This window comes from Psychromonas sp. KJ10-10 (assembly GCF_047323245.1).
Classification (GTDB): domain Bacteria; phylum Pseudomonadota; class Gammaproteobacteria; order Enterobacterales; family Psychromonadaceae; genus Psychromonas.
This window is the reverse complement of record NZ_CP178826.1, coordinates 1157036-1171341: the sequence shown is the minus strand read 5'-3', so window position 1 is coordinate 1171341 and position 14306 is coordinate 1157036. Positions and strand designations below refer to the sequence as shown.

The window sequence follows — 14306 nt, the reverse complement described above, 5'->3', positions numbered from 1 at the left end:
AATGAAAAATATCCATATCGCATTTTATACAGAAGCAGGTTCAGTAAGAGGAATGGGTCACCTTGTCCGGTCATACTGTATTGCTCAAAAATTTAAACAATTAGGGTTTGATGTTACTTTCTTTCTTGATAGCGATATTAATTTCGATGGAAAATTCGATAATATAACCTATTTCAAGTGGTCGACATTAAGCATAATAAACAATTACGATATTATTTTCATTGATAGCTACGAAGCCAATATTGAACATTATCAATTAATAGCAGAAAGTTGCCAAAAACCTGTTTATATTGATGATTATAAAAGACTTAATTATCCTGAAGGTACGATTTTAAATTTTTCTCCGGATGCAAATAACTCCTTATATAAGCATAAAATTGAAAATTACAATTATCTACTTGGCTTAGAATATATCCCTATTAGAGAAGAATTCTTAGCGCTAAATACCACTAAACAAAAACAAATATTCATTATGTTAGGTGGAACTGATGTGGCTAATTTATCAACTGAAATAGCGCTCTTATTACAAGAAAAAAACATCAAAAAAATCATTGTATGTAACAACAGAAAAACGACATTGGAATTACAAAAAATTAACAATGTAAGCATATTGCATAACCCTTTAAATAAAGAATTAGCGCAAGCAATGGCAAATTCAACTATCGCAATATCAACAGCAAGCATGACTGCTTACGAACTCGCATTTTTAAAAATTCCTACATTAATAATTGCAGTTTCAAAAAACCAAGAAGTTGGCATGTTGCAGTTAATTAAGCACAATATCGCTACAGATTTTGTTTCCATTGAACAAAAAGATTGGAAAGTAGAGTTTAAAAACAAAGTCGAACATCTCTTGAATAGAAAACACAATGCCATTACCAATCTAATCAATGGTAATGGCACTGCTAATATCGTTAATGCTATTTTGGAGCGAAATATATGAAAGGTTTAAATTCTAACAACGCTAAACGAATACTTATTTTAGGAGGTTCGCATCGAGATATTCCACTTATCAAAGCATCACAAGCACTCGGTTATTTTGTTATCACTTTAGGCGATAGAGATTATTATTTAGGCCATCAATACTCAGATAAATACTACAAAGTAAACTTTAACGATTCACATGCAGTTAAAACAATTTTTAGAGATGAAAATATTGATTTCATCTTGCCAGGTTGTGGTGAAGAATCTTATTTAAAAGCAGTAGAATTATCACATGAATTTAAAATAGGCCATTTTGATAGTTTAGAAACTGCGAAGCTTGTGCATAATAAATGGAAATTTAAAGAGTTTTGCTTAAAAAATAAAATTTGTACTCCAAGTGGCTTTTACTATAACAATGACTCACAAATACAAAAAATATCCTACCCTATTGTGGTTAAACCAACCAGTTTATCGGGAGGAAGAGGTGTTAACATTGTAAATAATGAAGATGAATTGAAGCTCGCATTAAACAATGCTCAAGGCCTTTCTGAAGAGGTATTTCTCGAGGAGTATATAGAAGGCAAACTCATTGCTTATTCTATCGTTTTAAGAAATCAAAAAGTATATTACTCCTTTACTGCAAGTGATGATGTTTATTTAAATAAATATTTAATCACGACAGCATACCCAATCAAATTAGAGCCATTAGTTTCTGAAAAGTTACAAAAAGATGTCGAAAAGCTCGCCAGTTTATTAAATTTAGTCAATGGCATGTTCCACCTACAAGTATTAATCAAAAAAGATACCCCTTATATTATTGATGTGACTAGAAGGATCCCAGGTGATTTCTTTCCCAATTTAATAGAACTTTGTGATGAAGTAGAATATTCAAAAGCGGTTGTTAGATCTTATACAACAGGCCAGATAGGCACAGAGTTCATATCAAAGACTCAAAATCAAGATTTTATAGTTAGACATTGTGTCATGCCATCGAAAAATGGCATTTATGAAGATATTTTTATTCATGATGATTTAATCGATAAGGTTATCAGTCGATTTGATCTGATTCACGCAGGTCGCAAAATAAGTAACTACCTAAACACTCAAGTCTCTATTTTGTTTCTTAAATTCAATAGCGATGGTATCGATAAAGAGCATCTTAAGAACATCAATAAATTAATATACCCAATAGTAAAAAAATGGATAAGTGTTTTCTTAAAACAATATATTCATACAAAGCTCAATAGATTATTGGGCTTTTATAATAAAGCATTGCTGACAAAGTTGATCATTTTACATTGCAGAAATTAAAAGGATAAATCATGTACAAAATAGCTTTCATCGGGGGCAGTATAAACTCAATTGCTGGCTACCCTCATTATATTGCCTCGCAAATGGACAAGCGTTTTGAAGTAGTCGCAGGTGCTTTTAGTACCGACTCTGTCATTAATAAAAAAACGGCAGAAACAGTGGAAAGTTGAAAGAATTTATGATGATTATAAAATTCTTATAGAAAAAGAAAAATCACAAATCGATGCCATCGTAGTATTAACCCCTACTCCATTACATCAGGAAGTATTAATTTCGCTATTAACTGAAAACATTCCTATTATATGCGAAAAACCAATTGTAAGCTCCTACGAAGAAATGCTTACAATTAGTCAATTATATGACCCAAATAAACACTTTATTGCCGTGACAAATAACTATAGTGGTTACCCTATGGTAAGAGAACTACAAGAAAAAATACAAAATGATGAACTAGGAGACATATTACAAATTCGTCTTAAAATGCCACAAGAAAGCTTTCTAAGACCACCTAAAAGTGTTCGCTACCCTCAAAAGTGGCGTCTTGTTGATGGCTATATACCAATGATCAGTTTAGATTTGGGCACTCACCTGCACCACTTATCTAGTTTTCTATTACAAGAAGAGCCTTCTAAAGTGATGGCTACGTATGACAAATTTTCAAAATATAATGTAGTTGATAATGTAAATATGTTCATAGATTATAAAAGTGGCATAAAAGGAAATTTTTGGCTTAGCAAAACAGCCTTAGGTAATAGAAATGGTTTACATATTGAAGTGTATGGTTCAAAAGCAAGCGCATCTTGGCATCAGGAGAACCCTGAAAAATTAGAGTTTTCATACAATAGTGGCCAAAAAGTGATTATAGATAGAGGTAGCGATGGTGAGATGATAAATAATCCACTTTATAACAGAATGACTCCGGGACATCCTGCTGGTTTTATTGAAGCTTTCGCTAATTTATATAATGATATTGCTAATTGCCTCGATAATTTTTTACAGACAAAAAACAAAATAAACAGTAAATACGTTTATAGCTTCGAACATGCACTTAGCGGTATTAAATTGCTACATAACGCGAGTATATCGAATGATAAAAAAACATGGATAAACAACGATTAATGAAAGTTATTGGCTAATTGAGTTTAGCCATTTTTCCATTAATCATCATAGCCACTATATATTTCTCTAACATTCTTATATTTATTAACTTGTTGCGTGATCTCACTGATAAACATAGAAGTAATCAGTACTATAAATTCATTATTGCTACTTAGTATTTCATCAGGATTGTATACCTGTAGCCCGTATACCTCGGTTCCTATTTTATTAATATCATTATCGCAAATATAATCGGGAGTAATTGCATTATTATATAATAGATCCATAATTAGAGTTAACCCACTACCACTCCCAAACAGTACTAGTTTATCTTTTCTATTTTGAAGTACTTTAATATATTTTAGTTTTTCATTGCTAATAGAGCGTTCGCTTTTACAATAACGACTAAAGAAAAACTGTGACTTACTAATAAATGAAATAACATCTCTATTTGTTTCCTGGCTTAGCTCATCTAAATAAGGAATCACTTTTTTTCTAGTACTAATGCTATATGCGATCTCTTCTTCAGAGTCTCCATAAGCGATACCATAACGTAACTCTTCAATCGGTTGCCACTGTTTTACCGAAACTCCCTTTTTGGGGACGACAATAGATATACACCCACACATAGCGACAAACATCGTATATGCACTTTCAAGGTCATATGAATAAAAGTATTTAGTTCTATTAAATATATCAGCAACTTCATTGTGAGTGAGGCCATCAATTTTTGTTGAGCCTGCAAGGTTATGCGTTAACTCCCTTCCTCTGCCTTTCCTTAAAAGATAGCAACTTCCCTTTCTTTCATTAAAATTATCTTGCTTCCAATGCTCTTTATCAAAATATGAAACATACAGCTTATTATCGAGGTTTTTATTAAAACGAATATCATTAAATATAATTTGCTGATAGAAATAAAGCTCATTATCTCCGTAATTAATTTTGTTAGTAAAAAATCCGGGTCTATTTAAAAACCAACGCACTACATTCTTCGCGTTAAGGGATTTCCACTTACAATCTCAGTATAAATAATGATGTAGGAATCTAACTCTTCAGTATATATTGCAGGGGTATTAAATTGTGGGTTGGTAGTTATTTCCTTTTCTAATCCCCCTGCCATATAAAAGCTTCGTAACCATTACTATTCAAAAGATCACATAACCTATGCATAGCAATAGAGCCACCATTAGTAGAATCAAACCCAGGAGTATAAATTATATACTTTTTCACAAGCTGACCCTTATCAATAGCATACAATATTGCCTCGGCACCTGTGTTAGTATAATAATCGAAATATAACTGATAATTAGGGTTCATTTTTTTTATCAGTGTTGGAATTGTAATTAAATCATCATTTTTATGATAAACACTAATAGCGAGTTTAGGTTTGTGTTTTTGAATACACTTATAAGCACCATTTAAAGCGACTACCTCAGCACCTTCTATATCCATTTTGATAAAATCTACCCTATTTAACTCCTTCTTTATTACCATATCATCAATAGTTAAGGTCATAATAGAGTCTGAATACTTACCTTTTTTATCTACTATGCTCGCATTGCCACGATCTAAATAACTTAGTTCTTGATCAGATTTATCCCAAATGGCTTTTTGAATAACCTCAACCTTATCTTGTGTAATACCATTATTTAAAAGCTGTTGATTAATAACTTTTAAACTGGAAGGTAAAAACTCATAAACATAAACTTTTTTAGCTCCTTTGCCATAAAAATATAGTGCGGTATCTCCCGTTGCTCCTCCACAATCAATAACTACATCATCAGTTTCTACTTTAACCAACTGATTATAAGCATATTGTTCAAGTATAAAATCAAGAACAATTCCTTTTTCAGAGCCAATAAACTTAATGTTATAACCTATTTTATTCAGATCATATAACATTAATTTATGATCAACGATCAGGTTTGAAGAACTTTTTAATTGCTTTTTTAAATTCTCGGAATCAAAAGGCAACCTACTTTTAAAGGAGGCCACCGACTTAAATACAATATAATCTAAATACTTTTCTCTACTATAGTCATCAGTGAATAAAAGATAGGTTCCTTCTAATTCTTCAATATGTTGAATAAAGTAATTATTTTTATTAACCATAATCAGACTATATTCATCTTGAGTTATATACTTTTTTGTAAGAAATTTAAAAGCTCTCTCAATTAAACTAATTGTAACTTCAAGTTTATATATGAGGGAAGCCCTGCCAGATGAAGCCGTTCTAAATTCATCGTAGTAACTATATTTACTTTTATGTACTGCATAAAAGTATCTTTCTAGGAAAACCTTATAAAAATTGACCATTTTATCTCTCATTTACAAAATAAAAACTGTTATTATTCTATCTTCAATGAATTTCAAATGTTTAAATTCATTTAGATTTCGTGAGTATGTAACATATATTATTCAACACTTCATAATAATGTATATGGAAAATGAATGACGATGTAAAGAATGGCCGTGTTATATAATTTCATCACGGATGAAATACTTAATGATAAAATATCGTAGGGTATAACTAGTATCAATAGGAAATCAGCTTAAAATGATAGATTTGTTTGAATTAATATCGAGTTGGTCATTAAAAGATCATCATAAATTAAAGATAATTAAAAGTATTTTTGATAAGAATGAAACAATCAGGTGTTATGCTCTAGGAATAAACGAACACTCAATAACCTTAAGTAAAGAAATACCTATTGCAGGCTATATTGACGATTTCACTAATGATAGTATATTAGATGGTTTACCTATCTTTAAAATGCAAGACATCTCATCTCAAACTAACTCAGTGATTGTAAATTGTATATTATGTACCAAACCTTCGACGGCATTAAATAGAGCACTTGAACAGGGCTGTTCTAATATTATAAACCTTACTGATTTATTAAAATTTAATGCAAATTTAACTATTCCTGATTTTGTTAAAGAGATGCGAAATGACTTTGTAAATTCCAATAAAAAATGGCGCAATGTTTATGAACATTTAGAAGATGAAGAATCTAAAAAAGTATTTAATGATTTGATTTCTTATCGGTTAACTGCAGATATTAGTTATTTAAATAATTATAGCTTTAGACCTCTCGAGCAATACTTTGAACCATTTATGGATTATAACGATGAGGTTTTTGTAGATGCAGGTGGATTTACAGGAGATACAACTGAACAATTTTGCAAAAGGTATCCAAACTACAAAAAAGTGTATTTAATAGAACCTAGCATTAAAAATATGCAACAAGCAAAAGATAGGTTAATAAATTATTCCAATATAACCTACATTTCTAAAGGAGTATCAAACAAAGTTGAACAATTAAACTTCTCTTCTAATTCAGGTTCTGCAAGCTCAGTATGTGAAAATGGTAATGTCGTCATAGATGTTGCTCCTATTGATTTATTAATTAATGAAACAGTATCATTTATCAAAATGGATCTTGAAGGTTGGGAAATTAATGCCCTTGAAGGAGCAAGAAAACATATCTTTCTTGATCACCCTAAACTTGCTATAGTCGCCTATCATAAGGCTGATGATTTTTGGAAAATTTATGATTTTATCATGGGTATACGAAATGATTACAAGGTCTTTATACGACACTACACAGAAGGATGGTCAGAAACAGTAATGTATTTCCTTCCAATACGTTAGGTTATACCGATTTAGCCCATAAACTCACATAATATGTACCAACTAAATATCATTATTTGCAAATGACCTACTAAGATTATTTGAGCTTAAGTAGCGAATAAAACCATTACACAACTTATTTAGAGAAGGACTATTCACTAAAGCTATCAATTACCCTATCTCGAAAGTGGCTTGAATTTAAGCATGAATTATCTGGATCATTACAACTTGAGCAAGGCGTTTTTTTAACGAGAATGGCAATAAATCTTTTCTCCACTGTGACATAAGTTTAGAAGCATAAATATCAAAAATATTAATACGTTTACTACTATCGGTAGCTTCAAGTTTACCTATTCTATATTTATGGCTTTCACTATCATCAGTAAAAAATTGGCAACATGGATATACACTACCATCGTATGAAATAGAAAACTCGCGTATTGGTCTAACACATGGGTTTGTACGCATAGTAGTACTTAATTCAGGAACAGAAACCTCCTCGATCATTACCTTTAACTTCCCAGTTATGCGCTTCAACCAGTAACCTCATTCCTTTGTACGAATTATCACTAGTTATTTTCTGTGCAGGGATTAATTCATCAACTTCCCAGTTAAGTTCTAATTTAGAAAAAAACTTTTTAAAATGCTTTAAACGGCTTTTATCACTATAGCCTTCTTTAGGTTCTGGATGTAATGTAACAAAAATCGCATTAACACCTAAACTAGCAAGCCTATCTAACACACTTAATTTAATATAATCTCCATTACTATTAAATTTAATAAAAGCATCCGGGCAAGCACTCCTAATTCTTTGTATTTTTTCATAGATAGTATTGTCTGCTAGAGGCTCATTAAAAATATTTAAACTAATAGTTGAAGAATAATTTATTGACTGTAAATCAGTAACTATGTTTGTAAAAACTAGATCATCCATAAGTATTTGATTCTTTCTATCAAAAGTAGATATAGGACAATAAGTACATTTTTTATTACAGAAAGTACTTGTTTCAATATTAATAATACATACAAACTTATGAAATAATTCCCTCTTATTCATGCTTCGCATTTTACTGCTATTACCATCAAATAATTGAACTATATTTTCAGAAGCTAAAAAATTATCCCAATAATAAATTGCAGGAATTTTATTTAATTGTACTTTCATATATCCATCCAAAATAAATCTAAAGTATTTAATAACTTTAGATATAGTCCGTATTATAAAACGTTACTTATTACTATCACTCATTCAACTTAGCTTTGTTGACACAAAAAGCTACATCGCTATATAGATTTGAGCATTAAAGGAAGGTATTATTATTAACTCTAATAATCTGTATTCTCTACTCTAAGCTAAAGTAATTATAGCCTAATTCAGAAAATTAAAAAATATAGTGAGTACAGAGCATAATTTAATTCCCCGATTATTTAAACTTATCAATATATTAGCCTATATTCTAAATATTAAAGTGTTTAAGTTAAATTTAGACATTTCTGGAAAATTAACCAGACTTTTTCCCTTCATTGCATTAGAGCAAAGTGATTAAGCCAGAGGAAATATAATAATGATTCATGTAACCAAAACATACTTACCAAATAAAGACAAATATCATCAATACATCGATGAAATTTTTGAAAGTGGTTGGGTTACGAATCATGGTAAAATGGTCCAACGATTAGAAAAAAGATTAGCGACTTATTTAAATGTAAAAAATATCGTCTTAGTAGCAAATGGTACAGTAGCATTAGAAACAGCTTATAGAGCTTTAGAGATAAAGGGACATGTCATTACAACGCCTTTTAGTTTTGTAGCAACAACCAGCTCTCTTGTGACCAATGGACTAACCCCTATATTTGCAGATATAAACCCATCCACTTTAAATATAAACCCAAAAACAATCGAAGCGACTATCACTAAAGATACAACAGCGATCGTACCTGTTCATATTTTTGGGAATGGATGCGAGGTGGAAGAGATTCAGCATATTGCAAACAAAAATAGACTAAAAGTAATCTACGATGCCTCACATGCTTTTGATGTACAATATAAAGAACAGAATATATTAAATTATGGCGATATTTCTACACTTAGCTTCCATGCAACAAAACTTTTTCATACGATTGAAGGGGGAGCTTTAATTGTCAATGATGAAACATTGCTCAGGAAAATTAGATATTTAATAAATTTTGGTATTCAAAATGAAGAGTCAATCGTTGCATTGGGAACAAATGCTAAAATGAATGAATTTGAGGTCGCAATGGGCTTATGTGTACTTGATGAAATGGAACAAATTAAAGCTCAACGTAAAAGTCTTTACCGTATTTATGAAAAAGGCCTTAATAAAATAGTTCAATTGCAAACAACAAATAAAAATGCATCGCCAAATTACAGTTATTTTCCAATAATTTTAAAAGATCATAAGCAAATGATTAACGTAAAAAATGCATTAAATAATGTAGACATTTTCCCTAGAAGGTATTTTTTTCCTTCCTTAGATTCTCTTAACTATATAAAACCAGAACAGTTTATGCCCATTTCAAGAGATATTTGTAGTCGAATTTTATGTTTACCTTTGTACCCTGATCTATCAAAATCAAATGTAGATTTAATCATAAAAACAATAATCAAAACGTTACAAAACGAATCGAATTGAGATGATTATAGTTAATCATCATAATATAAAGGTATAAAAGGTCGTGGTATGAATAATATTCTTTTATGTGATGCAAACTTTTGCGTATTACCAATATTAGAAATAATACATAAGAAAAAATTTAATCTAACTGTTGCAGGAAGTCTCATTAGTGATCCTTGCCATATCTTAGCAGATCATTCAGTTAAACTAGATTATTCAAACTACAATGCATTACTCAAACACGCCGAAGAAAAGAAATATATAGGTATTGTTCCTGGATGCAACGACCAGTCTTATTTATCATCCTCTTTTGTTGCAGAAAAATTAAGTCTACCAGGATTCGATAGCTACGAGACAGCATTAATTATCCATCATAAAGATAAGTTCAGAGCATTTGCGGAAGAACATCAATACTCAATCCCTAAGGCAATTGATAATATTAACGATATTAGCAAACTTAATTTTCCAATTTTGATAAAGCCTATAGACTCATTTAGTGGAAAAGGAATTAGCAAAGCCTATAACATTGATGAAGCGACAACCTTTTGGTCACAAGCGAAAAGCTTTTCCAGTGAGGGAGCAGTTATCGCTGAAGAGTTTATCGAAGGAGAGCTATATAGCCATTCTGCTTTTATTAAAAATAAAAAAATACTAATAGATTTTTTTGTTAATGAATATTGTACTGTATACCCTTATCAAGTTAACAGTTCTAATGTATCAACTAATCTACAAGACAATATCAAAACTCAATTAAGGAATTGGACAGAACAATTCGCAGATGATTTAAATCTGTGTGATGGTTTAATTCATACTCAATTTTTAGTTAAGGATGATAATTTTTACTTAATTGAAGTCGCAAGGCGAAGTCCAGGTGATTTATATAGCCAACTCATCAAAAAGTCTACCGGTGTAGACTACGCAGAGCTATACGCTCTTCCTTTTTGTAATATAGAGCTACCTGAAAAAGTTATAACAGTTACTGATAAATATATTTCTAGACATACTGTAACAACTGATAAAAATTGTATTTTTATTAGCACAAAACTTAATATCGACTGTCTTAATAGCTTATATATTCCTCTGAAAAATACAGGGGAAATAATGAAAAAGGCGCCATTTGGGAAGTCAGGAATATATTTTATAGAACACAAAAGCAAAGTAGAAATGGAGCTATTAACAAAAAATCTAAAAGAATTAATCGAAATAGAAACATTAAACCTGTAACTATAAAATACCTAACCTAGAAAAATTACTTTGCTAATATCCCAACTCTATTTCTAAAAATTTTTTAGAAAAACAATCTAAAGTCACTTTAAACGATAAGTTAATTCATTCACGAACTGCTGGATGACTTCGCTCCAATCATTATCATTTTGACCATAAAATACGTGGTCATTTTTGATAACAGAAGAATCGAGGTTAAGGTTATTGCTTTGCGAAGAACCAGGTAAAAACATCCACGTTTTAACCCCTAAACGTGAAGCAAACATAAGTGCGACGTTACTCGCTGAAATAACTAAGTCTAAATTTGAAATAAGTGCACCATATTGATTAAAATCTCCCGAAGCGGCACATTCATCAATATGAGTGATAGTAATATTGTTTTTGTCAGTAATACTCTTGACTTCTTTTTGCCACTCCCCAAATTGTAAATTAACCCACTCAATACCTTCTATTTTTAATATTGGTAGCAACTCTTCAAGATACATAGAAAATTCATTACCATCATTAATTCGACCATGAAACCAAGAAATTCCAACTTTTAACTTTTCTTTTGATAGTTTTTGATTCACTTTATTTATTAAATCTGGAGAGATACCTAGTAACTTCTGATTAACAAAGGACTCTTGTGTTTCACGATATAAATAAGATAAAGACCCAGCTAAAATCTGCACATCAATATCTGCATTAATAGTTTGAGCGATATTAATATCTTCATAGGAAAGTATTGTCGCATTAGGGAAGTTGTATTTATATAAGCCTTTTAAACGATTGTCACAAGCAATATAGGCATGCTTAGCATCCGCAATCGCCTCTGCAAAACATCCTGTATAAGCTAAATTATCCCCGATTCCCTGCTCAGGATAAATTAATATTGTTTTACCAGTTAATGGTTCTCCATTCCACATAGGAGCGAACCAATGAATTTGATCGATGATTTCTTGACGCTGAAGTCGACTGTGAAAACATACCCAAGCATTTTTATAATCTTGAAAATGTAACAGAATAGGATAAAGATTAAATTTAGCTTGATGGTTATTTGGTTCTAACTCTATCAATTTAAAATAAACATCGCGAGCTGACTTCATATTCGTATAACTTAGCGTATGAGAGCGCAATATCTAATAAGACTTTACTATCACCAGTTCTATTAAATAACTCTTCAAGTACATTAAGTGCAACAGAATAATTATTTAAACTAATATAATTACACCCTAATAAATGTAAAAGTGGATATGACTCTTCTTCCGTGACTAGCTTTATTGCTTTTTTTAGTGCAATTTCAACTTCGGAAAAACGATTGAGTTTAATTAAATTAGTTGCTAATAGCTTCAACGAAGTAACATTACTAGGCTCTTTATCCAATATTTTTTTACAAAGAGAAATTGACTTTAAATAGTTGCCTTTTTGGGACTCAGTGCTTGCTTTTTTTAATTTAACCAGCATTTTTTGAGAGTGCATTATGTAATTTCCAATATTGAGTTAAGCTCTTGCAGGTTTATTATAGTGTGTACTTACATCGTCTAATAGGAACAATAAATGCTCTTTCATTTCTGTGATACAATATTGAATAAAATCTTGTTGTGCTTTTTCATCTTTATAACGAGAAACATTATTCATGATACTTGCTTGCAAAAAGTTTATTGTGCCAATAAAAAATCGATGGAAAAGTAATTTATTTCTGTCCTTTTCATATTGCATCACAAATTTAAACTGTATTGAAAAAGCACTTGTAAGCTCACTCTTAGTTTTTACATCATTAAGCGTTTCAATTAGAAAAGATATGTAGTTAGAAAAATAAGGCAATGCACTAGAAAATTCAGTATAAAGATCGTGATCGAAACTATAAGAATCATTGAAACAACTTTTCAGATAACTCTCAACAATTTTATTCTTATTTTTTATACGTTTAAATTTAGGAAAGTTTTGGGATCTCATAGGTGTTGTTAGTTTAATTGCGAGCACCGTCACTGGCATTAAAACATTTTATCGTCGGATTTTGTTCTAAGAGCATTTCTAATACACCACGTGAGCTATCAAATACTCGTCGGGTATAAACCTCTCCTTCAAAATTTGCAGGGACTTTAAAATCCCCTGTCATCTTAAAACCTTCCATTTCTTGATAAACACTGCCCTTAGCATGATGATCTTCTTCAGATTTAAAGCCGTAATCTAATCCAAATAAGTATATTTCCTTAAATCCCATGGCAACAGCTCCCGCAGTAGAAGCATTCGTAACAGTAGGATTACAAAAAATAATTCTAAATATTTATTTGAAACATATTCATGAATAAATGACGTTCCTGCATCGCCAGCTTTGAGCATGACATAAGGTTGCTTAAATAAGTTCAGTATGCCTGGATAAACAGTATTTAAACAAAGCAATGGAATTTCTTTTAATTTATTTTCATAACCTATTTTTTTCACCCATTGATAAATACTTTTAGGCCTTTCTTGCTCTACATGTATATCAGGCGTTATACCATAATTTAATAAAGGTTTTAATGAGGTACCAGAGGAAATAATAATAGCTTTTTCTTGATTAGCTTTTATATAGGCCAAGTCATTATCAAGAGAGGGGCCATTACCAATAATAAAAACAGGCTGTTCTTTTTTATACAGTTTTGCATTTTCTAGTAAAATAGAGGCTTTGTTATCAGAAATATTAGATAGAGTATGTGAAATCCCAATAATTTCATCTTCACAAAAGCCCCAACCGCTTTTATAGCGATATTCCAACTCTCTGATCAGTTTAAATGCATCTGTTGTTTTATCACTTATATAATGGCGATATAAATACAATTGAGGGAGAAGAAAATAACCTTCACGTTTAAAATATTGAGCTATTTCATTAACAAAAACACTTTCTACGCCGCCAATTTTAAACGTCAACTCCCCACCTAAACTTGTACAAGAATTAAACCAAACACTCATATCAACAGTGTGTAAAGCCGCAAAAAAAACATCTGGTTCAGGCTCGAAAATATATACTGAGCGTATCGAAAACTGCTTAAATAAATGTTCAACATGATAACCAAGGCCAAGCCCAATCACAGCAATAAAATTAATTTGCCCCCCATCCTGCATATAGAAAGGAGAACTGACACCTAATTCCTGACGACGCTTCTTGTAAATATGATTAATGACTTTTTCATGTTGGTATTGATAGTTTTCATCATTTCTTAATGAAATCTCAAAATCAAAGCAAGGGGGATTTTTTAAAAACGTTTCAACTTGGGCTAAAGAAGATGCTTTAGGATCTTCGCCATATACAAATTGGTCACCCGTTGAAAGATTTACTTCTCCATTATTATCAAATGCTAACTGTACTTTTTGAGGCTGATAATGTTGAAAAAATTGATATACGGAGGGCATATGTAACTTCAAACATGCCATATTCTTTAAAAAAGTCGCTTGTAATATTTGAGTTTGAATTTTTATTAGTAAAGGGTCTATCTGAGAAGACATTTAAGCACCTGATT

The 14306-nt window shown here is 30.9% G+C and carries 16 protein-coding genes; 7 read left to right on the top strand and 9 right to left on the bottom strand.

The genetic code is table 11. The annotated features are described in order from the left end of the window. Nucleotide 1: 1 nt before the first annotated feature. The 4 genes from ACLKMH_RS06750 to ACLKMH_RS06735 are packed head-to-tail and all read left to right on the top strand — an operon-like array spanning nt 2 to nt 3354. Complete coding sequence (locus ACLKMH_RS06750; RefSeq protein WP_413701369.1) at nt 2-943, top strand: hypothetical protein; 942 nt, start codon at nt 2-4, stop codon at nt 941-943. Beyond that, the gene (locus ACLKMH_RS06745; protein ID WP_413701368.1) at nt 940-2235 is read left to right on the top strand and encodes an ATP-grasp domain-containing protein; all 1296 of its coding nucleotides are present in this window, start codon (nt 940-942) and stop codon (nt 2233-2235) included. Before ACLKMH_RS06750 ends, ACLKMH_RS06745 begins: the two co-directional genes overlap by 4 nt. An 11-nt stretch (nt 2236-2246) precedes the next feature. Continuing rightward, nucleotides 2247-2405 (top strand): hypothetical protein, encoded by a 159-nt coding sequence (locus tag ACLKMH_RS06740; protein WP_413701367.1) that lies wholly within the window; start codon nt 2247-2249, stop codon nt 2403-2405. After that, nucleotides 2347-3354 carry a Gfo/Idh/MocA family protein gene (locus ACLKMH_RS06735; protein WP_413701366.1) on the top strand — a complete coding sequence of 336 codons (1008 nt, stop codon included), beginning with the start codon at nt 2347-2349 and terminating at the stop codon, nt 3352-3354. Before ACLKMH_RS06740 ends, ACLKMH_RS06735 begins: the two co-directional genes overlap by 59 nt. Before the next feature lie 38 nt (nt 3355-3392). Here the strand turns inward: ACLKMH_RS06735 and ACLKMH_RS06730 are convergent, their stop codons facing one another. Continuing rightward, on the bottom strand, nt 3393-4316 hold the full coding sequence (locus ACLKMH_RS06730; protein WP_413701365.1) for a hypothetical protein: 924 nt from the start codon (nt 4314-4316) through the stop codon (nt 3393-3395). Nucleotides 4317-4437: 121 nt separating this feature from the next. Then, on the bottom strand, nt 4438-5649 hold the full coding sequence (locus ACLKMH_RS06725; protein WP_413701364.1) for an FkbM family methyltransferase: 1212 nt from the start codon (nt 5647-5649) through the stop codon (nt 4438-4440). A 241-nt stretch (nt 5650-5890) separates the two neighbouring features. Between ACLKMH_RS06725 and ACLKMH_RS06720 the strand changes: the two genes are divergently transcribed. Next, nucleotides 5891-6988 carry an FkbM family methyltransferase gene (locus ACLKMH_RS06720; RefSeq protein ID WP_413701363.1) on the top strand — a complete coding sequence of 366 codons (1098 nt, stop codon included), beginning with the start codon at nt 5891-5893 and terminating at the stop codon, nt 6986-6988. Nucleotides 6989-7165: 177 nt separating this feature from the next. Here the strand turns inward: ACLKMH_RS06720 and ACLKMH_RS06715 are convergent, their stop codons facing one another. Together ACLKMH_RS06715 and ACLKMH_RS06710 are read right to left on the bottom strand one after the other, a co-directional pair. Next, nucleotides 7166-7474, bottom strand: a complete 309-nt coding sequence (locus ACLKMH_RS06715) for an SPASM domain-containing protein (protein WP_413701362.1) — start codon at nt 7472-7474, stop codon at nt 7166-7168. After that, entirely contained in the window at nt 7449-8132 is a 684-nt protein-coding gene (locus tag ACLKMH_RS06710) for a radical SAM protein (protein ID WP_413701361.1), read from the bottom strand. Before ACLKMH_RS06710 ends, ACLKMH_RS06715 begins: the two co-directional genes overlap by 26 nt. 400 nt (nt 8133-8532) lie before the next feature. On the opposite strand from ACLKMH_RS06710, the gene ACLKMH_RS06705 reads away from it, so the two are divergent. Both ACLKMH_RS06705 and ACLKMH_RS06700 read left to right on the top strand, forming a co-directional pair. Then, nucleotides 8533-9621: a DegT/DnrJ/EryC1/StrS family aminotransferase gene (locus ACLKMH_RS06705; RefSeq protein WP_413701360.1), complete on the top strand. Its 1089-nt coding sequence runs from the start codon at nt 8533-8535 to the stop codon at nt 9619-9621. 48 nt (nt 9622-9669) lie between these two features. Next, the gene (locus ACLKMH_RS06700) at nt 9670-10827 is read left to right on the top strand and encodes an ATP-grasp domain-containing protein (protein WP_413701359.1); all 1158 of its coding nucleotides are present in this window, start codon (nt 9670-9672) and stop codon (nt 10825-10827) included. Between the two features lie 83 nt (nt 10828-10910). Here ACLKMH_RS06700 and ACLKMH_RS06695 read toward each other — a convergent pair whose 3' ends face one another. The 5 genes from ACLKMH_RS06695 to ACLKMH_RS06675 are packed head-to-tail and all read right to left on the bottom strand — an operon-like array spanning nt 10911 to nt 14292. After that, a complete protein-coding gene (locus tag ACLKMH_RS06695; protein ID WP_413701358.1) occupies nt 10911-11912 on the bottom strand; it encodes a hypothetical protein in 1002 nt (333 codons plus the stop codon). Beyond that, on the bottom strand, nt 11884-12285 hold the full coding sequence (locus ACLKMH_RS06690) for a tetratricopeptide repeat protein (protein ID WP_413701357.1): 402 nt from the start codon (nt 12283-12285) through the stop codon (nt 11884-11886). Before ACLKMH_RS06690 ends, ACLKMH_RS06695 begins: the two co-directional genes overlap by 29 nt. Nucleotides 12286-12306: 21 nt before the next feature. Further along, nucleotides 12307-12789, bottom strand: a complete 483-nt coding sequence (locus ACLKMH_RS06685; protein WP_413701356.1) for a hypothetical protein — start codon at nt 12787-12789, stop codon at nt 12307-12309. Then, nucleotides 12776-13030, bottom strand: coding sequence for a hypothetical protein (locus tag ACLKMH_RS06680; protein WP_413701355.1), 255 nt, complete (start codon nt 13028-13030; stop codon nt 12776-12778). Before ACLKMH_RS06680 ends, ACLKMH_RS06685 begins: the two co-directional genes overlap by 14 nt. Further along, nucleotides 12997-14292: a 6-hydroxymethylpterin diphosphokinase MptE-like protein gene (locus ACLKMH_RS06675; protein ID WP_413701354.1), complete on the bottom strand. Its 1296-nt coding sequence runs from the start codon at nt 14290-14292 to the stop codon at nt 12997-12999. The genes ACLKMH_RS06680 and ACLKMH_RS06675 overlap by 34 nt, the downstream gene beginning before the upstream one ends. Nucleotides 14293-14306 lie beyond the last annotated feature (14 nt).